Here is a 21,760-nt window from a genome sequence, read left to right as displayed (position 1 = left end):
ACTATGAGGGTGTAACCGCGAGTAGGCATTGTAGAAACAAAGCTTAACTCTTGCAACAAATAGGCAAACCTGCACTATTTTTGCATAGCTAAGTCAATGAGTCGTTAATATGAAAATTGTTCAAGAAGTTTCTCTGATCAGTGTTGGGAATTTTGAAGAATCAAACGATTGGTTGATTATTAGGGCTGAAATTCGTGATGCTATCTCTTTAATCGTTCATCCTCCTGGTACATCCAGTTTTACAATCAATCCAACAAAGCACGGTAATGGTGTTAAGCCAATTAAAGATGCTTGCATGATTGCATTGAGGGATAAATTTGCATGGAGTCTCGAAACTTCGATTAACTATGCAACCCGATCGCCAGGAAAGGTAGACGCAACAAAGGTCATTGACAACTATCTTTTTGCGCTTGAGTGGGAAACGGGCAATATCTCTTCAAGCCATCGAGCAGTCAATAAACTCTGTCTTGGATTACTACGGGGTGTTTTTCTAGGTGCTGTCTTGGTACTCCCAAGTAGAAAACTCTATCCTTATCTAACCGATCGGATTGGTAACTATGAAGAGCTAGAGCCATACTTTGATGTTTGGCGGGCAGTTCGCATTGAAGAAGGTTTTCTGGCAATCTTCGTAATTGAACACGATCGAGTAGATGAAAACGTACCAAAGATTACTAAAGGAACAGATGGTCGTGCATTAGTCTAAATTCTCCTACATGAATAGCTATGTAGAGTAAGGAATGGGCAGTTGTAATGCAGTTGTTTTGGATTGTTTCAATTTCTTGCTTCCTCTTGCTGATTCCCATTGCTCTACAATTCCATCAGCCAAGTCAGTCAAGCGGTCTATTGCTGGCTCTGTATCTCCAATTTCTGAACCAATCCAGTAACGGTGTAGTTTTTCTGCTGCATAAAATGTGGTACCAGAACCCCCAAAAGGATCAACCACAATCTGTCCTGGATGAGATGCCATTGCAATAATTCGTTCCAGCATAATGGGAGCTAGTTCGTTGGGGACTCGTTTTTTGTGCCGACGATGCCGAACGGGTGGAATATCAGTCCACATTTCCTCAGTTAACGTCCATAAAACTTCAGTACTGGAAGCTTCAGAGGCGTCCTCCCAAACATCTTCTGTCATATCCCAGACATCCATTAAGTTGATGCCTTTTTCATTGAGGCTTTTTCGATGCCCACCATAGTCACGGATCTCTTTGCCACAGTGCCGACAGAGTTGAATGGGTGTGTAGACTTTGTTGAAGACGCTTGGCTCGCCTTTTGTGTAATAGATCAGTCCGTAGTGAGCCGGAGACATCTTTTTACCTCTAGGAAAAGCCTTCGGCATTCTGCAAGCAATCCAATGCCGAAAACACATTTCTTTGCGATTGAGGTATGCGCCGTACTCGATACACCATTTGGGCAGGTTGAAGATGAATAAGCTGCCACCTGGTTTAAGTACGCGAATGCTTTCATCAAGCCACTGTTGCGACCAGCTTAAATATTGATCTGCTTCCATCCGATCGCTTATACCTTCACCATATTCTTTACCAAGATTAAAAGGTGGGTCGGCAAATACCATATCTACAAACTCATCAGGCAAAGCTGACAGAAGTTGAAGGCAGTCTCCTTGGTAGAGTATGCCATGTTCACTCATGTAAACTTGTTCCAGTCCTTTTTGAGTTGCAACATCAGGTGCGATCGCTTGAAACGGAAGCATTGACTTAATCTCTAGTACGTTAGTATTGCTTGAGTCTATAAACTCTATTGTCAATTGTCAATAGAAAGTTCTTCAGAGGTTGTACTACGCGGCTGATAGGGTTTTCCAGTAGGTTGATTCTTGTATCTCTCTACCTCAGCAACTTCTATGTAATAGTAACGCCCAAGTTTGCAAGCTATTATCTGACCATTCTTAATTAGGTCGTGAATTCGCTGACGAGTTACATTCAGTAGCTTGGCAGTTTGAGTTACAGAAAGTAATTCAGGGCTATCATTTGATCCGGAGTCTGTCATACGATGAGAGTGATATAATCACCGGAGTCAATTTTTTCGGTGTTGCATCTTCAAGGGTAACTGAAATTTTGTCACTGTTTGTCGATGTTCAGCGTTTTGTCTAAATCTACATAGTTCAATGCTAAGGAGCTTGTATTCATGGCGGCGTTCCTGAAATCTGTGGGATTGATTTTTGCCTTACTGGCTGTTATTGCTGTGTTGATTGTCATTCCAGGCGCACAGTTTGGAGTCGTAAGAGACTCGAGAGTAGTCTTTTTATCAGTCAGCTATTTCATTTTTTTCCTGGGAACAGTTTGGCGACTTATTCGCTATGGTCAGCTAGTCAGCCGTCAAGAAGACCGCCAAGTTCAAGCCACTTCTGGGCGCGTAGCTTCGCTGATTACAGTTGTTGGGTTACTGGGTGTACACTGGCTAACGCTATACACATTTTCACTTCAAGACCAGACATTGAACACAAGCGTCGATCTATGTTTAACTGTAATTGCGATCGCCTTAGTTTGTGCTGCAATTGTTGTTAGCCAGGTTGCAATTAAAACCTTAGGCAAATTCTTTGACCGTCTTACAATTAAATCAGATCATCAGCTAGTTACTGACGGTATCTACAGTTTAATTAGACATCCCATTTATACGAGTTATATTCTTCTATTTCTGGGATTTTGCATCATGTTGCAGAGTTTATGGGGTTTAGGTCTGTTGTTAACGGTCTGTGTGGTTTGGTTTGGTAATCGGATTGCAATTGAAGAGCAGATGTTAGAACAGCGGTTCGGGGAGGAGTATCAATCGTATTGTCAGCAAACCAAGCGCTTATTTCCATACATCTATTAGCACCTACCCCATAATACTGGTGAAAGAATACCGAAATATTTTTTCTCTCACGCAGAGGCGCAGAGAAAGAAAAGAGAGGTAATCTAAGAGTGGGAAGGGAGTAGTTTGCTACCCTTTTGCCTCACCCCTTCGGAGGATTCGGCGGGCACCAAAAGAGATTTTTGCTGGATACCCCAAGGGATTCCAGAATTCCTCGCATCACCTCTGTGCAGTACATCCAGTGTCCCAAATCGTCATACATGCGATCGGGATTAAACTCGACATTGTAATGCAGCACATTGGGAAGGTCTAAAAACTCATTACTAGCTTGGGGAGAAAGTAGCAGCAGATGAAATGGCTTTTTCTGGCATTGTTTTTGCAGCTTGTTGACCAAATCTATGACGCCACCGCGATCGCTAATACCTGTGCGAACAAAAAGCACTTTGTCGCAGTTTTCTAGTGTATACCAAAACCTTTCTGAGCGTGCGCTGTAACGAAGGCGCATCCGTTCATAAACGGGAGACATATCATTAACAGGATCGTCTGTGTCTTCGACTTCATGGGCAAATGATAAACCCGTCCATTTGCTGTGGTAGATTCTACCCGCCTCTGGATTGTAATGCAAAAAGGCCGGGTTCCACATATCATCAAAACGATTTTCGATCAGATCTGCGATGTCTGCAATATTCGTAGTACGCGTTAAATCGAAGGGAAAGGCGGGACCGTCGTACTCCATTTTATACAGCATCATACGGACGGCACAGCGATCGCCTAGTGGCAGAATAGCAACTCGACTAATATCTGATAATTTACATTTGTATTGGAGCAGCATAGCTGACTTTGGTGGTGCTTTCACCCGGCTTTCCAGACCCTTGTCACCTATCATCATGGTGCGGAAGGGTGCATTGGGATGCAGCACATCTTCGTAGACGCCTGATGGCAGAGATTTCAATGCTAGGCGTATTTCCTGCCACATCGGCTGGATGTTGTATTCGTTGTCTGATTCGTTAATTACCCAGAGGTGGCGTTCGTCTTGTTGCAAAATCCCCAGATGCCCATCATAGAAGAACAATTTGGAGTTGTTTGGTGAAAAAAGATTGAAGGCGGCGCTGTATTCTAAATCAGCACCAGGGGGGATGTCTAGCGTGGTGGCGATCGCCCCATCTTCTTGGACGGCAAAGAAGGGGAGTATCCCTGCTTGGGCAGACTTGGCAATGTAAATACCGGGGATCAATCCTGCCTTAGTTTGCAGTGCAGTTTGTAGTTCCTGCCAATAGGGAGCGATGGTGTAGGTATATTTTGATGGATTAACGATTCGCAAACGCTTTTGTTCGATACAAGCAGAGATATAGAAGCCAGCATTGTCAAGATAGATGGTGATTTCACTTGGCTGCTGGAAGCGTTGTTTATCTTTTGCTAATTCGTTTTTGGCGATCGCAAATAAGTTCTGGTCGATGGCATCATACATCAAGCGGTGACCAACGGTGTTGGGATGAGCCGGATCGAAGGATATCCCATCTTTCCAGCGTCCCTGTCCATTATCTAAGGCTGCCAACCAATTCAGTACTGTCACATCCCAACTCAGCATTCGGTTATGTGTGTCCTGCAATAGCCAGTGATGGTCAGGTGAATAGTCGTTATTCGGATAGACGCCGCCGAGAATTGGACGTGCGCCGATGTCTCGCGTCATTTTCACCAGCTGCTGTAAACCACTTTCAAATCGCCGCTGGATTGCCCGTCGTTCGTGAGGCAGACAGTAGGCTAATCCCTCGTTGCCGAGAGATAAGGCAATAATCACTACATCGGGTTTTTCTGGCGTGACAACTGAGGCAAATCGGGCGATGGTTCTGCCTACATTCGCCCCCACTTCGCACACGTTGACTATTTGATGTCCATATTTTTGCTGCAAAGCTTGTCCTAAGAGCCAAGTCCAATTTCTTAACAGCCAAGCTTTATAACCAAATGCTACAGAACTGCCAATGACAACGATTTTCAGGTTCTGGGACTCTTCATTTTGGGGGATTTTGGCAGCAGGTTCTTCAGTAAAATATCCGAATGGATAAGGCTGCAAATAACCGAATGCGCCATCATCTACAACAATTTTTTTCGAGTAATCTTCAGGATCGATTGGTATCCAGCGGTTGGTGCCTAAAGCTTCCCATCGCCCACTGCCGTTGGCATCGAGACGTACATATTTATATTCAACTCTCTGGCTATGGCCTGACTCCAAAGACGGTTCAATGTTGATTTCTGTATCTGTCCACCATAAAGGATAGCGATCGCCACTTGTACGCAGATGGACACATTTTTTCATCTGCCACAGTCCCAACTCCGCAATAGATCCTACAAGAGCGATGGATTCACCAGTTTGGGTGTATGCACTTATCTGGAATCGATACATAAGTTTATTCCTGATTTAGAGATGACGATACCAGACAGGAAAGCTGAATCTGAAAGCTGTTTTGACAATATCACATAGAGATTTTAACAGTAATTCTGAATTTTCTAAATTCTGAATTATCCTTATTCCATGACTCTGAGAAAAGAAAAATCAAAGCCAACTTTTAAACCTTATACAGTAATTGCGTTTGCAGCTTGATTTTTTCAGATTATGACTACAATCATCTCTTGGAAATGAAAGTCTTGTGTAGCAAGCATTATTGTTTTTATCTGGACAAATACAGCAGATTTCCGAATTCAGAAGTAAAAGAGACTTTCTACCTAGCTTTGAGACTTAGCTGGTCTAATTTACAGATGGAAATCTGCTGTGGATATTAATATCTCTAGTTTCTCGCTTCCAGCAACTAAAGTTGATGCGTGTTTAATTAAAAGTAAAGCTATGTTTAATTAGAAGTAAAATTATCTTTAATAATACACACTTAATCAAACCAGAAAAACGATTTTGTGGGCTGCGGTAGTGAATCGTTTTGATCCGCCAAATTAAATAAATAGGGGTAATTCATGAATCATTGGTGTCAACTTAAGCCTTTGCGAATGCGATTCGCGGCTATACAAGCTTTCGTTAAGGTCAAGTCAAGGTTTTGAAACCCACGTTCGCCCTTGGCGTTCGCGCAAGGTGGGTTTTATTTGTGTAGACGCGGTTTCTAACCGCCCGTTTCGCGTTAAGTTGACTAACCCTAGTTCAGCGTCAAAAGCTTTAGTCAGAAAACATATTTTTTCATTAAACTTTATCGAGAAACAATCTCCCATCCCGAATCTCCAGGTACCTTCCAACTCAAATCGGGATTGCTGACAACCTTTGTACCATTAAGCAACCAAGCGTTGACGCGTCCACTAGAAGGTTGATACCAGAGAATGTCAGTTTTCCCATCCTGATTAAAGTCTCCAGTTCCTTTGATTTCCCATCCCGAATCTCCAGGTACCTTCCAACTCAAATCGGGATTGCTGACAACCTTTGTACCATTAAGCAACCAAGTGTTGACGCGTCCACTAGAAGGCTGATACCAGAGAATGTCAGTTTTCCCATCCTGATTAAAGTCTCCAGTTCCTTTAATTTCCCATCCCGAATCTCCAGGTACATTCCAACTCAAATCGGGATTGCTGACAACCTTTGTACCATCAAGCAACCAAGCGTTGACGCGTCCACTAGAAGGCTGATACCAGAGAATGTCAGTTTTCCCATCCTGATTAAAGTCTCCAGTTCCTTTAATTTCCCATCCCGAATCTCCAGGTACCTTCCAACTCAGATCGGGATTGCTGACAACCTTTGTACCATCAAGCAACCAAGCGTTGACGCGTCCACTAGAAGGCTGATACCAGAGAATGTCAGTTTTCCCATCCTGATTAAAGTCTCCAGTTCCTTTAATTTCCCATCCCGAATCTCCAGGTACATTCCAACTCAGATCGGGATTGCTGACAACCTTTGTACCATCAAGCAACCAAGCGTTGACGCGTCCGCTAGAAGGCTGATACCAGAGAATGTCAGTTTTTCTATCCTGATTAAAGTCTTTGAGTAAGTTTTGTGGTTTAGCGTCAGCTTTTGCTGGAATGACAAACGCGAAAGCCAATGCTAAAAAGGCGGTAGCTTGAAGTAGACGTAATTTCATCACTTATATCCTAAATAAAGTAAATGTTGTTGGTTGTGAATTACCCTTCACTGACTTTAATAGGTGTGACTAATTTTTTTATGCAAAGTCAAATTGGTGATTGCACAAGTGTACAATCACCAATTTGGAGTGAGCGATCGCATTTAATCGTATGTCTGTATTTAATAACCCCCAACTTGGGTTAGAGTAAATTAACCGACATCATCATGGGCAAAGCGATTAAACAAAAAGTCTAAGGCGTAATTACGGAGTTGGTAATATTGAGGATCTTCCATGATGCGGGCGCGATCGCGTGGTCTAGCAAAGGGAATTTCCATCACTTCGCCAATTTTCGCATGAGGACCATTCGTCATCATCACCAATTTATCTGCCAAAAATAGCGCCTCATCAATATCATGGGTAATCATCAGCACAGTACAACGATTATCGCCCCAGATTTTCAGTAATTCTTCCTGTAATTCTTCCTTGGTAATGGCATCTAGCGCCCCAAAAGGTTCATCTAGAATCAGCACTTTCGGACGAATCGCTAAAGCACGGGCGATGGAAACCCGCTGTCTCATACCGCCGGACATTTGCATGGGTTTCTTTTCCATTGCATCACCTAGTCCCACCATCGCCAAATGTTCCCGGACGATTGACCGTTTTTCTGCTTCTGGTTTGGTGGGATAAACTGCATTTACAGCCAGATAAATATTTTCAAAGGCTGTCCGCCAAGGTAGCAAGGCATAGTTTTGGAACACAACCATTCTGTCTGGGCCAGGTTTGGTAATTGGTTCTCCTTCTAATAGCACTTGTCCTGATGTGGGAAAGTTAAAACCAGAAACCATATTTAACAGCGTCGATTTACCACAACCAGAGTGGCCGATAACGCAAATAAATTCACCTTGTTCTACGTTGAGGTTCACGCCGTCAAGGACGGTAAAGGGTCCTTTTTTGGTGGGATAGATTTTGGAAACGTCTTTGATTTCTAGGAAGGGTTGACGACTAATTGTGCTTGTAGCGGTGTTGGTAGTTCTTAAGTTGCGGTTTTGCATTGTTTGGGAATGGGGATAGATTTTTATCACGCACAGAGGCGGAGGCGCAAAGGAGGTTTTAAGCTGCGGTTCTTCTGGGGGTATCTAGTATGACTTCGGCTATGGAGAAGTCGCGTTTAATTTGTAAGTCGTTGAGGTAGCTAATGGGGTCGTCGGCGTTGAAGGGTTTACCATCAAATAGTTGAATTGGTTGACGGGTGTAACTGATATCTAAGCCTAATTCTCTGGCGGCGGTACTGAAAACACGCACTCGACACACTCGTTCAACAATTTCTACCCAATTTCTGGGGAAGGGTGTGTCACCCCAACGTGCCAATTGGGTCATAATCCAAATTTGTTCGGTTCGACTGGGGCGGTTAATGGCAGACTCAGAATAAAATTGGTGATGGGCATACTCGCGCATGGGATGGTCTAAGTCACAGGTCGCGCCATTGACATCTTCAATTTGGATATACTCAATATCTGTGCTGACATATTCCCGACTGGCTAAAATTTGGCGAACTTCTTGGGCGTTAGCAGGATTTGCACAATATTGACAAGCTTCTAGTAAGGCTTTGGTTAAAGCAATATGGGTATTGGGATAAGTTTCTGCCCAATCTTCTCGCACACCCAGAACTTTACCGGGGTGTCCCAACCAAACCTCTAAGTCGGTAGCAATGGTAAAGCCTGAACCTTCGACGGCTGCGCGATAATTCCAAGGTTCGCCGACACAGTACCCGTCGATGGTTCCGCCTTTTAAGTCTACTACCATCTGGGCGGGGGGGATATTTTTCATATCCACATCACTGTCGGGGTCAATTCCACCTGCTGCTAACCAATAACGTAACAATAAGTTATGCATGGATGCAGGATGGACTACGCCCATTCGATGTTGTTGTTCGCGGGTTTTGAGAAGATACTTTTTGAAGTCGGATAAGCTGTGTACGCCTTGGTCGTAAAAGCGTTTGGCTAAGGTGATGGCGTTACCGTTGCGGGTCATGGTGAGGGCAGTGACAACGGGTAAGGGTTGATTTTTATGCCCTCCCAAACTTAACCACATTGGCATTCCTGAGGGCATTTGTGCCGCATCTAAATAACCGCCTGTCATCCCATCGACAATTCCTCGCCAACTGCTTTCCCGGACTAAATTGACTTCATCTAAGCCATGTTTGATGAAAAAGCCTTTTTCTTTGGCTATGGCTAGGGGGGCGCAAGCGGTGAGGGGTAAGAAGCCAATTTCTAGATTAACTTTTTCTAAACCATGACGGGCGATCGCGGGAGTTTTTCTGGCGCGAATTTTCTTGATGCGTTTTTGTTGGTTGAGGAAGTAAATCATTTCACTCCGCAAGCTGTAGTAACTGGGATGTTCTACTACTTCCATGCGTTTGCGGGGTCTGGGAATATCAACTTCTAAAATGTCACCAATTTTCGATTGTGGCCCGTTGGTTAACATGACAATCCTATCAGATAACAACACGGCTTCGTCTACATCGTGTGTTACCATCACCGCCGTAACTTGATTTTGTTCGCAAATTTGCATTAACTGTTCTTGCAAATTCCCACGAGTAAGTGCGTCTAATGCACCGAAAGGTTCGTCTAATAGTAGTAGTTTAGGACGAATTGCCAAAGCGCGAGCGATCGCCACTCGTTGTTTTTGTCCACCTGATAACATTCCCGGTTGTTTGTCTGCATGGGGACGCAAACCCACCATATCTATATGTTTTTCGATGATGGCTTTGCGTTCATCTGCCGGCATCCCATTGAAGACTGAATCTACAGCTAAGGCAATATTTTCTCTCACTGTCCGCCAAGGTAACAGAGAATAATTTTGGAAAACCACCATTCTATCGGGGCCTGGTTTGGTGATTCTTTGTCCTTCCAAAGTCACAAGACCTTCTGTTGGTAAATCCAACCCAGCAATCATGTTTAAAAGAGTGGATTTTCCGCAACCGGAGTGACCAATAAGTGAAACAAATTCGCCTTTTCTAATTTCTAAATCAATACCTTTCAGGGCAATATATTGTCCACCACCGCTTAATTCAAAAACTTTATCGATTTGGTCAACAGCAACAAATATAGACATAGGTTTCAAGTCAAAATTCAAAATTCAATCTTGGATATGCTTCACTGGCAATAATTTTTACAAGCCAATAGTGCGTATTCTCAAAGTTTTAGATATCCCCAAAGTCCTTAAAAATAGGGGCGAAGAGTCTCTTAAAGTCCCCCATTATTAAGGGGGATTTAGGGGGATCTAAAAAGTTACCAGTCTAAACAAATACTTTGAAAACACACCCTAGTCCCTAATCTCTATTTTTGTTCAGTAGGGAGAATCCAGTTTTGTAGCCCAGCCATGAGCTTATCTAGAATTAAACCGACAACACCGATATAAACTAGAGCCAAAATCACTTCGCTGACATTATTATTTTGATAAGCATCCCAGATAAAAAAGCCAATTCCCACAATACCGGACATGACAATTTCTGCCGCGATAATTGCCAACCAAGCTAAACCAATGGCAATTCTTAAACCAGTAAAAATGTAGGGTAGAGCTGAGGGAATCAGAATATTGAGGAAGTATTCTTTGCGGCTTAATTGTAGAACTTTGGCGACGTTGTTATAATCTTGAGGAATTTGAGTAACACCCACCGCAGTGTTAATTAAAATCGGCCAAATTGCGGTGATAAAAATCACGAACAACGCTGCTGGTTCGTTTTGGCGTAAAGCTGCTAAGGAAATAGGAACCCAAGCCAAAGGCGGTACAGTTCTTAATAACTGAAACAGAGGATCTAAAGCCTTAGACATGGTTTTATTTACACCAATCAAAACACCCAAAGCAATACCGACAATTGCCGCTAATGTATAGCTAATAGCAACCCGTTGCAAACTAGCAAAAATTTGCCAAAAAAGACCTTTGTCAGTTCCTCCCTTATCATAAAAAGGATATAAAATCAATATCCAAGTATCTTGAATAACTTGGATTGGTCCTGGTAGTGTAGCACCTGGAGTCCAAGCAAATAGTTGCCAAATAACTAGGAAGATAAGTAATGCAGTAGCAGGAGGAACAACATTAGGAAATTGCTTTTGCAAACTTGATAAAAAGCTATGATCAAATTTAGGATTTGTAAAACGTTTTTGAGCTAAGGTCATGGATTTTTCCTCAAATTTATTAATGAGTAATGATTAAACAGTGGCTTTTTTGATTTTCAGACTCTTGAGATATTCTTCTGGCTTCTCAGGGTCGAATTTAATCCCATCAAAAAATTCTTCTACTCCCCGAGATGTACTGCTAGGAATCTCAGAAACAGGTACTCCTAATTCTTTAGCAGCTTCTTTCCAAATATCTTCGCGGTTAACTTTTTTGATTAATTCTTTGGCTTTGACTGCACCGTTGTCTAGATAATCTTTGGGCAAAAATCCCCAACGAACGTTTTCAGTGATGAACCATAAATCATGACTTTGGTAAGGATAAGAAACACTACCTTTTTCGTCCTTCCAATAATAAGCAGCCATTGATTTATCATCAATTTTGCGACCATCACCCATGTCATATTTACCTTGGTATGGGTCAGCAAGAATTTCTGGTGAAGATAAGCCAAAATACTTTTTAGCAGCAAGAATTTGGGCTGCTTCTTTGCGGTTGTCAAAGTTATCTAGCCATTGCTGGGCTTCCATAATACCTTTGAGTAGGGCTTTTGTGGCTTTGGGATTTTGGTCAACCCAATCACCTCTCATCGCAAAGTATTCTTCAGGGTGATTTTTCCAAATTTCGGCGGTTAATGCAGCCATGAAGCCAATTTTGTCGTTAACCAGGCGAAATGGCCAAGGGTCACCGGTGCTGAAAGCATCCATTGTGCCGGTTTTCATGTTGGCGACGGTTTGCGCCGCAGGTACGGTCAGCAATTTGACATCTTCATCGGGGTCGATTCCACTTGCTGATAACCAATAACGAATCCACAAGTCTTGGTTAACATGGGGGAAAGTAAAGGCAGCGGTGAAGGGCGTGGAAGATTTCAGTTGGGCTAATAAGGGTTTAGCAGTATCGAGTTTTAAGCTGATACCTTTACCTAAATGCTTATTGGCGATCGCAATTCCGTTACCATGTGTAATTAACTGGGCTAATACATACATGGGGATTGGCTTATTCCCTTTGGTAATTAACCCTTCTGTAATTAAATGTGGCATGGGCATTTGCCATTGACCGCCATCAATACCACCACCAACAGAACCAATTTCGACGTTATCCCGTGCAGAACCCCAAGAAGCTTGTTTAGACAGTTCTACATCTGTCATTCCATGCTTAGCAAAAAAGCCTTTTTCTTGAGCAATAATTAAAGGTGCAGATTCAACAATGGGGATATATCCAAGTTTGGCTTTTGTCGTTTCTGGTTTTTGTTCGGCGCTAATATTAGCTACTGGTTGAACAGAGGATGTTGTAGAAGTACCAGCATTCCCAACAGTTTCCGGTGGATTTCCTAAACAGCCTTTCAGGAATATAGCGCTTGCTGATGTTGCGGCTGTGACAATAAATTTACGGCGAGAAAATTGATTAAAAAATTCTCTCATAACATCTCCTTAACTCAAATTTTTATTTTTTAATCATGAAAATTTAGGCAAGAAAATAACGTGTTTTCTCGCTCTTTAGCTGAAATTATCGATCTATATCTAGGCATTGAAAACTAGCCATTTTTCGGCAAAAAAAGGCTTGTTTATATACCTGGAAATATGGTTTAAGTTATGAACTTGGTGTGACAATGGTGTGTCACTCAGCTAATTGAAATTAGTTTACAGGTTTTTTTGTGTAAGTTATCAACTTGGAACGGGAATTATTAAATAAATATTAGATTACATATATAAGTAAAAACTTATATATTTGCCTAAATTCTGCCTAACTTCTCTACTCAATAGAGTAATATTTATCATGGCTATTATATTTAAATTATGGTTAGGTCTTTTTTGACTTAATTAATTACCACAATCAAAAAATATATAGATTTTATCCAATGGTAACTATCAGATATAAGTAGGTAGACGTAATTAAATATAAGATCAAACCTCACCCTCAATCACTCTCCTTACTAAGGAGAGGGAAGCCGGAGGCAGAGTGAGGTTTTATATTTAATTTGACCCCTTAGTTTCTAAGGTGGTTATAAAATCAGGGTTTCAAGATTGTAAAGAAAGATGTGGGTAATGCATAGCATCTTTGGGAGAGGGGAGACATAATTCTAGTTCCCCTTCTCCCATCTTTGGGAGAAGGGGTTAGGGGATGAGGGCTATCAAGGTTTTTGCACATTTGGGATGCTCCCGATTATTTCTCATGCTTTCCGGAAATTAGGAGGTAATGTCAGAAAAAATAAATACAATGACTCACTGAGTAACCAGGCCATGATCAACCACATAATCGGTAAATTATTACAAGGACGTTACCAAATTGTTCAAAGCCTTGGTGCAGGGGTGTTTGGACAAACATACATTGCTTTAGACGCAGATTACCCAGAGAATCCCAAATGCGTTGTTAAACAAATCAAAGTTAATAGTTTTGAATCTGGCTATTTGGATAGGCTGAGGTTATTGTTTCTAACTGAAACTGAAACCCTCAAGCTTCTAGGAAGTCATCAGCAAATTCCTGAATTTATTGCCTGTTTTGAAGAAAACAAGCGATTTTATTTAGTTCAAGAGTATATTGAAGGACATGGGCTGACTGCGGAATTACCCATTAATCATGAGTGGGGGTGTCTTTGGAATGAAAGAGAAGTTGTAGACTTTTTAGTAGATGTTTTAGATATTCTGGAATTTGTTCATTCTCAAGGCGTTATCCACTGCGATATTAAACCAGAGAACTTAATTAGACGTGCTGCTGATGGCAAGTTAGTTTTAATTGATTTTGGCTCAATCCAATCTATTGATTTTGGCATAGGTGCAGAATTGCCGATTTATAGAATTCCCGTCACTTCATTGGGATACATACCGCCAGAGCAATTTATTGGTGAAACACAGCCCAACAGTGATATTTATGCTTTAGGGATGATTGCTATCCAGGCTTTAACAGGATTAGAGCCACTACAATTAAAGACTGATCCTTATAATAATGAGATTGCTTGGCGTTCTTTAAACACTCCAGTTAATGATTATTTAGCTGCTGTCCTCAGCCAAATGATCCGCTACAATTACCAAGACCGTTTTCAGTCAGCGACTGAAGTCCTGCGGATTCTCAAACAAATGATATGGGAAACTGAAACATCAGAAATTTCAGCCCCAGACGAGCCATTGTATTTAGAGACAAAGGTTAAAAATGATAATTGTCAGAATTCCGCTTCTGGAAAATTATCCCCGTTATTTACAGGAGTGAAAATAGGACTGGCGGCTAATTCTTTATTGATGGGATTTGGTGTATATTCTTTAATTAATACTTCACCTGCACACTCAGAAACAGAAACTTTATATCAAGCAACAAAAGAATATCAAACAGGCGATCTACAAGAAGCGATCGCCCTAGTTAAATCTATTCCTTCCCACAGCAATGTTTATCCCGAAGCTCAAGCCAAAATTGAAGAATGGCAACAGGAATGGCAAATCGCTGCACAGCAATATCAAATAGCTATAACTGCTTTTCATGAGAGCAGATGGTCAGATACTCTTGCTGCGGCTCATCAAGTTCCAGATATTTTATATTGGCAATCTAAAACTGATAGATTAGTTAAACAAGCATACATTAACATCGAGGCACAAACCGAAGATTTATTAGGAAAAGCTTATGAAAGTGCCAATATCAAAGATTTCTCTACAGCATTACAATATTTGCGTCAAATTCCTCAAGAAAGTTCTGCTGGTGCTATTGTTCAAGAAAAGTTAGCTGAATACGATCGCAAGCGGCAAATCAGAGCAGCTTACTTTTTCAATAAAGCTTATAATCAAGCATCTATTGGTGATTTTGATCGCGCTGTAAAGTTACTCCGAAATATTCCTAAAGATACTCTAGTTTACGCTGAAGCTCAAGTAAAATTGAATGAGTATAGTCGAAAGCAACGCTTGCTGGCTGAACATCAAAAGGTAGCTTCTACAAAAATAACAAATTCATTTATCCCGAAAAACTCAGATAATAGGATTCAATATCTTCAAGGAGTAAATTATCTACAAGAGGTTAATATCCGCTAGTTATGGCAATTTTTAATGGAGCGCAGAGGTGTTTGACTTTGGGAAAATCAAATTTTTGGTGATTAGTAAAGAATTTGAAGAGCCACTTAACAATAGGGAAAGATTTACATAGATGCCAAGACTTTCGCAAGAAATTCTTAGCTTACGCGATGTGCGACTTATTCTTGAAACCCCACTTCCATTCCTCTCCCCGAAACGGAGAGAGGCTTTGCCCGAATTTCTCACCACATCTCTCAAAGCCTTTGCTTGAGCAGGGGAGCAGGGGAGCAGGGGAGCAGGGGAGAGTTCAAATACCAAGTTCTTTCCTCTCTGCCCCTCTGCTCCTTCCCTCAAGCTTGTGAGAAATGCGGGAAATCTTTTATAAAACTCACGTAGGATTGCTATGGTGCCAGTGTCATGATTTCACTAGCGCTCATGCTTGCTTTTACACCTGGTTTAGAGAGTGTTGTCCTTTTTACTTGCTTTTGACACCAATCATCTACCACTACAAAGATTGTTGTCATTGGCTCATTGGTTTTCGGATTACGCCCTTCACGCGCGGAACGTTCGCGTGAATAATTTGAGTTAATTCATTGCGGCTATGATTTGCTTCTGACTAAAAAGCATTGGTTTTCCCTAAAACAACCATCTAATTCCTCTTGATAACGTTATACAACATCAAGTTGATGGGAATACTAATGTTAGCAGGGAAAACAAAATTCTGTCATAAGGGATGTATAGATGGCGACTATGAACTCTATCCCCATCATTCCAGGATATCAAATTAACTCTCAACTGCATGCTGGCTCTAGAACCAACGTGTATCGAGCTATCCGCCAATCAGACCAACTTCTAGTCGTTATTAAACTTTTAGCCTTAGAGTATCCCAATTTTAACGAATTACTACAATTTCGTCATCAGTATACAATCAGTAAAAATCTCAACATTGCTGGAATTATTCATCCCTTATCGCTAGAAACCTATGGCAATAGCTATATTTTGGTGATGGCAGATATCGGAGAAATTTCTTTGAGAGAATATATTAAAAACTCAAGTTTATCCTTAGTAGAAGTTTTAAATATTGCTATTCAATTAGTCCGCATTATCCACGATTTACACGAAAGTCGCATTATTCATAAAGATATTAAACCAGCAAATATTCTGATTCATCCCCAAACAAAACAAATTCAACTCATTGACTTTAGTATTGCTTCATTACTACCTAAAGAAACCGAAGAAATTAAAAATCCAAATGTTTTAGAAGGAACTGTTGCCTATATCTCCCCAGAACAAACAGGCAGAATGAACCGTGGCATCGACTACCGCAGCGATTATTATTCTTTAGGTGTAACATTGTATGAAATATTCACAGGAAAGTTACCATTTAATTGTGACGACCCGATGGAATTGGTGCATTGTCATCTGGCAAAAATACCATCGCAGTTAGAAGGCAGAAGTAAAGAAATACCAAAAGTCTTATGTAATATTGTCATGAAGTTAATGGCGAAAAACGCCGAAGATAGATATCAAAGTGCCTTGGGATTAAAGCATGATTTAGAACTTTGTTTAGCCCAAATCCAAGATACAGGAGAAATTAGAGATTTTGAAATCGGTCAGTGGGATGTCTGCGATCGCTTCCTCATCCCGGAAAAGTTATATGGCAGAGAAGCAGAAGTAGCTAGCTTATTACAAGCATTTGAGCGTGTGACTCACGGCACATCAGAAATCATGCTAGTAGCAGGATTTTCGGGGATTGGGAAAACTGCTGTCGTGAATGAAGTCCACAAACCAATTACCCGTCAGCAGGGTTATTTCATCAAAGGTAAGTTTGACCAATTCAATCGCAATATTCCCTTATCCGCCTTTGTGCAAGCTTTACGCGACTTAATGGCGCAATTGTTGTCAGAATCAGACGCAAAATTGGTACAATGGCGCAATCAAATTCTTCAAGTTCTTGGAGACAATGGGCAAGTTTTAATTGAAGTAATTCCAGAATTAGAACAGGTAATTGGTAAACAACCGCCTGCACCAGAACTATCAGGAACGGCGGTACAAAATCGGTTTAATTTACTCTTTCAAAAGTTTATTGCTGTCTTCACCACAAGGGAACATCCATTGGTGATGTTTCTGGATGATTTACAGTGGGCAGATTTGGCTTCTCTACAGTTAATTAAACTGCTGACGGAGAATCAAAAATATCTCCTTTTGTTAGGTGCTTATCGAGATAATGAAGTGTCAGCCGTACATCCATTTATGTTGAAGATAGAGGAACTCAAGAAAACTGGTAAGACTATTAATACTATTACTCTTGCCCCGCTTTCCTTGAGTGATACCAATCAGTTAGTTTCTGATACTTTACATTGTACGACACAGATATCACGTCCCCTAACAGAATTAATCAATCGTAAAACTAAAGGCAATCCCTTTTTTGTCACGCAGTTTCTCAAAGCTTTATACGAAGATAAACAAATTAAATTTAATCACGAGCAAGGTTACTGGGAATGCGATTTTGCTCAAGTCAATGCGCTATCTGTGACTGATGATGTGGTGGAATTTATGGCTACTCAGTTACAAAAATTGCCCCAGCAAACGCAAAATATCCTGAAGTTAGCTGCTTGTATTGGTAATTCTTTTGATTTAACTACTTTGGCAATTGTTTCACAACAGTCGCCACAGAAAGTGGCAGATACTTTGTGGAAGGCTTTACAGGAAGGATTGATTTTACCGCAAAGTCAAGTTTATAAGTTTTATCTCAGCCATGAGCAAGAAGCTAATACTAACAATATCGAAAAAGTTGCTTATCGCTTTCTGCACGATCGCGTCCAACAAGCTGCTTATTGTTTAATTCCCGAAGACCAGAAACAAGCTACTCATTTAGCGATCGGTCAATTATTACACGCTAACACGCCTGCAACTCAACTAGATACATATATCTTTGAAATTGTCAATCATTTCAATATAGGCATTGATTTGATAACTCAGCTTGACAAAAAACTGGAGTTAGCACAACTGAATTTGCTAGCGGGGCGCAAAGCCAAAGTAGCGATCGCCTATAATGCTGCTGTCAAATATTGTACCCAAGGTATTGACTTACTGCCCTTTGATGCCTGGAAAGAACATTACAGATTAACCCTGAATCTGCATAACGAGCGTTTAGAAGCTGCCTGCCTCAATAGAGACTTTGACAAGCTGGCAGAATGGGGTGACGTTGTGTTGCAATCTGCCAGTTGTTTGCTTGATACTATCAAAGTCTATGAAACCCGAATGACGGCATTCCGGTCTCAAGGTCAATTTGCCAAAGTAATTGAGACTGGATTGCAAGTGTTGAAATTACTCGGTGTGGAATTTCCCGAACAGCCAACTATGGCAGATATTAGCGCAGCAACTCAACAGACAAGGCAACTATGGATGGGGCGCGCACCCCTAAGTTTACTGGATTTGCCTGCAATGAGCGATCCGCATCAACTGGCAGCCATGCAAATAATGACTACACTAGTCTCCTCTGCATTCATTGGTAAACCGACACTGTTACCACTACTCACATCTAAGCAAGTGGAGATGGCTATCCAGTTTGGCAATTCATCTTTTACTATCTCTTCCTATGCAGACTACGGCATGACTCTTTGTGGTTTGATTGGAGATATTGATGCTGGGTATGAATTTGGGCAACTTTCATTAAAGTTACTAGAACAAAACCAGATTAACGCTTTTAAAAGCAGAGCTTATTTTGTTGTCAACAGCTTTATTCGGCACTGGAAAGAACCATTAAATCACAGTATTCCATGTTTGCTAGAGGGTTATCACAGCGGCTTAGAAACCGGAGATTTGGTATGCGTGGCGTTGAACCTAGTGTCATATAGTCACTGTAGCTATTGGAGTGGTCGAGAATTAAATGATTTGGCAGAGGAAATGGAAACTTATCGACAAGTCATCAGCCAGGTCAAACAACAAGCAACGATAAAATATCTAGAGTGTTACCTGCAAGCAATTCTCAATTTATTAGGACAAGCTGAAGTTCCCTATTGTTTGCAGGGCAAAGTCTTCAATACCGCCGAAATTTTGCCCAGCTTACAAGCTGCCAGCAATCGCACCGGGTTATTCTATCTTCATTTCAATCAAGCTGTTCTGTGTTATTGGTTCGGTGAATACGAAGCAGCCTCACAACAAGCAGCCTTAGCAGAACAGTATAGTAATGCTGTAACTGGCTATTTCGTCGTAGTTGTCCGAGTTTTTTATGATGCTTTAATTCATCTAGCACGCTACACCGATGCTAACGCTGATGAACAATCAGCTATTTTAGAGCGAATCAATGCTCATCAAGAAAAACTCCAAACTTGGGCTATTCATGCCCCATTCAATCATCTACATCGTTGTTCACTTGTGGCAGCAGAACGCTATCGAGTGCTTGGTCAATTTACTGAGGCGATGGAACATTACGATTTAGCTATTGCCCAAGCTAAAACACATGGTTATGTGCAAGATGAAGCACTCAGCAATGAACTGGCCGCTAAATTTTATCTAAGTTGGGGCAAACAGAAGGTGGCAGTAGCCTATATGCAGGAGGCATACTACTGTTACGCTCGTTGGGGCGCAAAAGCCAAAACCGAGGATTTGCAAAACCGCTATCCCGATTTACTACGTGTTATTCTCGAGCAGAGAGTACAATCACTGCATATGCTGGAAACAATATCGAGCAGCGTTAGTCGCCCGCTCTCGGTTCATAATTCCACTCATTTGGGTCGTTCTTCTAGCACTGATATTAGTAGCTTTGATTTTGCTGCTATCCTCAAAGCCTCCCAAGCCATTTCCGGCACGATTCAACTGGACGAACTACTACACAGATTAACACAGATTATTCTGCAACATTCTGGGGGCGAACGTTGTGCCTTAATCCTACCTAATACTCAAGGAAAATGGTTGGTAAGAGCCATTGCTACACCTGAAAACACAGAACTTTGTGCCGAACCTTTAGAGGGCAACCCCAACTTACCAACTAAGTTGATCCAGTACGTCAAAAACACTGAAGAAATTGTGATGATTGACGAACTCAAAACCAATTTACCTGTAATTGATGAGTATTTAAGTCAACGACAACCAAAAAGTCTGTTGTGCTTGCCAATTCTCAATCAAGGACGCTTAATTGGGATTTTGTATTTAAAGAATCGTTCTACTAGTAGTGTGTTTACAAGCGATCGCATCCTCATTCTCAACTTTCTTTGTACCCAAGCAGCCATTTCTCTAGAAAATGCCCGTCTTTATCAAGATGCACAAATTTATACTCAGCAGTTAGAACAATCTCTAGAAAAATTACGGCTTAGTGAAGCCCGCTTTCAGAAACTAGCAGATAATATTCCTGGCATGATTTATCAGATCCGAATTAAAGCCGATGGTTCAGCTTCAGTACCCTACGTCAGTTCTGGGTGTCAAACTCTTTACGAAGTCCCAGCAGAAGATTTCCTGTCAGGGAAATGTAGTCTGCGTGATTTTGAACATCCCGAAGATGGAACAGAGGCCTTTCGGGCAGTTGTTGAGTCAGCACAAAATCTTACCCCATTTCAGCATGAGTGGCGCATTGTTACACCTAATGGGAATATCAAATGGGTAAAAGCTGCTTCTCAGCCAGAACGCGGCGAGGATGGTGAAATGGTATGGGATGGAATTCTAATTGATATTAGCGAACAGCAAGCTGCACTTCATGAACGCAAACTTGGTGAAGCTGCTATTAAGCAAAAATCTCAAGAACTGGAAAATGCTCTGCAAAAACTGCAACAAGCCCAACTGCAAATGATACAACATGAAAAAATGTCTGCACTAGGTAACTTAGTTGCTGGAGTAGCTCACGAAATGAACAATCCCCTCGGCTTTATTTCGACTAGCCTCCATCAAGCTAAACCTATCTTGGCTGATATCACTGAACACCTAAAATTATATCAAAAAGCTCTACCGAATCCGGAAGTAGAAATTCTCGACCATGCTGAAAAAATTGACTTAGACTATAACTTAGAAGACATGCCAAACATGATTGAGGCAATGGTTATGGCTTCTGAGCGATTAAAAAATATCAGCACCAGCTTAAGAACTTTCTCGCGGGGCGATAAAGATTATAAAGTGCCATTTAACATCGATGAAGGTATTGATAGTACAATTTTAATTCTCAAACATCGCCTCAAAGCCAATGAGAAACGTCCAGAAATTATAGTTGTCACTGAATACGATAATTTACAGCCAATCGAGTGTTTTCCTGGACAATTAAATCAGGTATTTATGAATATTTTAGCTAATGCTATTGATGCTTTAGATGAGTCAAGTATAGGTCGGAGCTTTGAGCATTTTAAGCTAAATCCCCATAAAATTATAGTGAGAGCTATCATTGAAAATCATACCTTAAAAATATCAATTGCTGATAATGGCACAGGAATAAACGAAGATGTGAAAGCACGTATATTTGACCATTTATTTACTACGAAAGGAGTGGGAAAAGGCACAGGACTAGGACTAGCGATCGCACAGCAAATTGTGGAAGAAATACATGGGGGTAGAATTGAAGTTAATTCTGTTTTAGGAAAAGGAACAGAATTTCTAATTTATATTCCAATACGCTTGGGTTAAGCATTTCTTGCTTCTCTTTGCGACAAATGCGTACACGGCGATCGCCCAAAACAGCGCATTGTGCTAAAGTCCAGTGGCTATCTTCCTTTATAATCTGTCCAAACTCAGCATCGTCGTAATAACTTCTTAGGGATT

The 21,760-nt window shown here is 41.2% G+C and carries 13 protein-coding genes; 4 read left to right on the top strand and 9 right to left on the bottom strand.

The annotated features are described in order from the left end of the window. The first annotated feature begins 109 nt into the window (after positions 1 to 109). Positions 110 to 703: a restriction endonuclease gene (locus ACFG4S_RS05935; protein WP_392533914.1), complete on the top strand. Its 594-nt coding sequence runs from the start codon at positions 110 to 112 to the stop codon at positions 701 to 703. A gap of 18 nt (positions 704 to 721) precedes the next feature. Here the strand turns inward: ACFG4S_RS05935 and ACFG4S_RS05930 are convergent, their stop codons facing one another. Further along, positions 722 to 1,708, bottom strand: a complete 987-nt coding sequence (locus ACFG4S_RS05930) for a DNA-methyltransferase (RefSeq protein WP_392533913.1) — start codon at positions 1,706 to 1,708, stop codon at positions 722 to 724. 50 nt (positions 1,709 to 1,758) lie between these two features. After that, a complete protein-coding gene (locus tag ACFG4S_RS05925; protein WP_392533912.1) occupies positions 1,759 to 2,001 on the bottom strand; it encodes a helix-turn-helix domain-containing protein in 243 nt (80 codons plus the stop codon). Positions 2,002 to 2,139: 138 nt separating this feature from the next. On the opposite strand from ACFG4S_RS05925, the gene ACFG4S_RS05920 reads away from it, so the two are divergent. Further along, the gene (locus ACFG4S_RS05920; protein WP_392533911.1) at positions 2,140 to 2,826 is read left to right on the top strand and encodes a methyltransferase family protein; all 687 of its coding nucleotides are present in this window, start codon (positions 2,140 to 2,142) and stop codon (positions 2,824 to 2,826) included. A gap of 121 nt (positions 2,827 to 2,947) precedes the next feature. Here the strand turns inward: ACFG4S_RS05920 and ACFG4S_RS05915 are convergent, their stop codons facing one another. From ACFG4S_RS05915 to ACFG4S_RS05890, 6 genes are all read right to left on the bottom strand, one after another. Beyond that, positions 2,948 to 5,206: a DUF1796 family putative cysteine peptidase gene (locus ACFG4S_RS05915; protein ID WP_392533910.1), complete on the bottom strand. Its 2,259-nt coding sequence runs from the start codon at positions 5,204 to 5,206 to the stop codon at positions 2,948 to 2,950. A 787-nt stretch (positions 5,207 to 5,993) separates the two neighbouring features. Continuing rightward, on the bottom strand, positions 5,994 to 6,872 hold the full coding sequence (locus ACFG4S_RS05910) for an FG-GAP repeat domain-containing protein (protein WP_392533909.1): 879 nt from the start codon (positions 6,870 to 6,872) through the stop codon (positions 5,994 to 5,996). A 191-nt stretch (positions 6,873 to 7,063) separates the two neighbouring features. Then, positions 7,064 to 7,906, bottom strand: a complete 843-nt coding sequence (locus tag ACFG4S_RS05905) for a nitrate ABC transporter ATP-binding protein (protein ID WP_392533908.1) — start codon at positions 7,904 to 7,906, stop codon at positions 7,064 to 7,066. A gap of 58 nt (positions 7,907 to 7,964) precedes the next feature. Further along, on the bottom strand, positions 7,965 to 9,968 hold the full coding sequence (locus ACFG4S_RS05900; protein WP_392533907.1) for a nitrate ABC transporter ATP-binding protein: 2,004 nt from the start codon (positions 9,966 to 9,968) through the stop codon (positions 7,965 to 7,967). Between the two features lie 224 nt (positions 9,969 to 10,192). Continuing rightward, the gene (gene ntrB, locus ACFG4S_RS05895) at positions 10,193 to 11,032 is read right to left on the bottom strand and encodes a nitrate ABC transporter permease (protein ID WP_392533906.1); all 840 of its coding nucleotides are present in this window, start codon (positions 11,030 to 11,032) and stop codon (positions 10,193 to 10,195) included. 33 nt (positions 11,033 to 11,065) lie between these two features. Further along, entirely contained in the window at positions 11,066 to 12,448 is a 1,383-nt protein-coding gene (locus ACFG4S_RS05890; protein WP_392533905.1) for a CmpA/NrtA family ABC transporter substrate-binding protein, read from the bottom strand. Positions 12,449 to 13,267: 819 nt separating this feature from the next. Here ACFG4S_RS05890 and ACFG4S_RS05885 point away from each other — a divergent pair. After that, positions 13,268 to 15,037: a protein kinase gene (locus tag ACFG4S_RS05885; protein WP_392533904.1), complete on the top strand. Its 1,770-nt coding sequence runs from the start codon at positions 13,268 to 13,270 to the stop codon at positions 15,035 to 15,037. Positions 15,038 to 15,417: 380 nt separating this feature from the next. Here ACFG4S_RS05885 and ACFG4S_RS05880 read toward each other — a convergent pair whose 3' ends face one another. Next, positions 15,418 to 15,540, bottom strand: coding sequence for a hypothetical protein (locus tag ACFG4S_RS05880; protein ID WP_392533903.1), 123 nt, complete (start codon positions 15,538 to 15,540; stop codon positions 15,418 to 15,420). A gap of 217 nt (positions 15,541 to 15,757) precedes the next feature. Here ACFG4S_RS05880 and ACFG4S_RS05875 point away from each other — a divergent pair, with 217 nt between their 5' ends. Then, positions 15,758 to 21,625, top strand: coding sequence for an AAA family ATPase (locus ACFG4S_RS05875; RefSeq protein WP_392533902.1), 5,868 nt, complete (start codon positions 15,758 to 15,760; stop codon positions 21,623 to 21,625). Positions 21,626 to 21,760: the final 135 nt, after the last annotated feature.

Source organism: Nostoc sp. C117, from assembly GCF_043099735.1.
GTDB lineage: Bacteria > Cyanobacteriota > Cyanobacteriia > Cyanobacteriales > Nostocaceae > Nostoc.
This window is presented reverse-complemented; position numbering and strand designations above follow the sequence as displayed.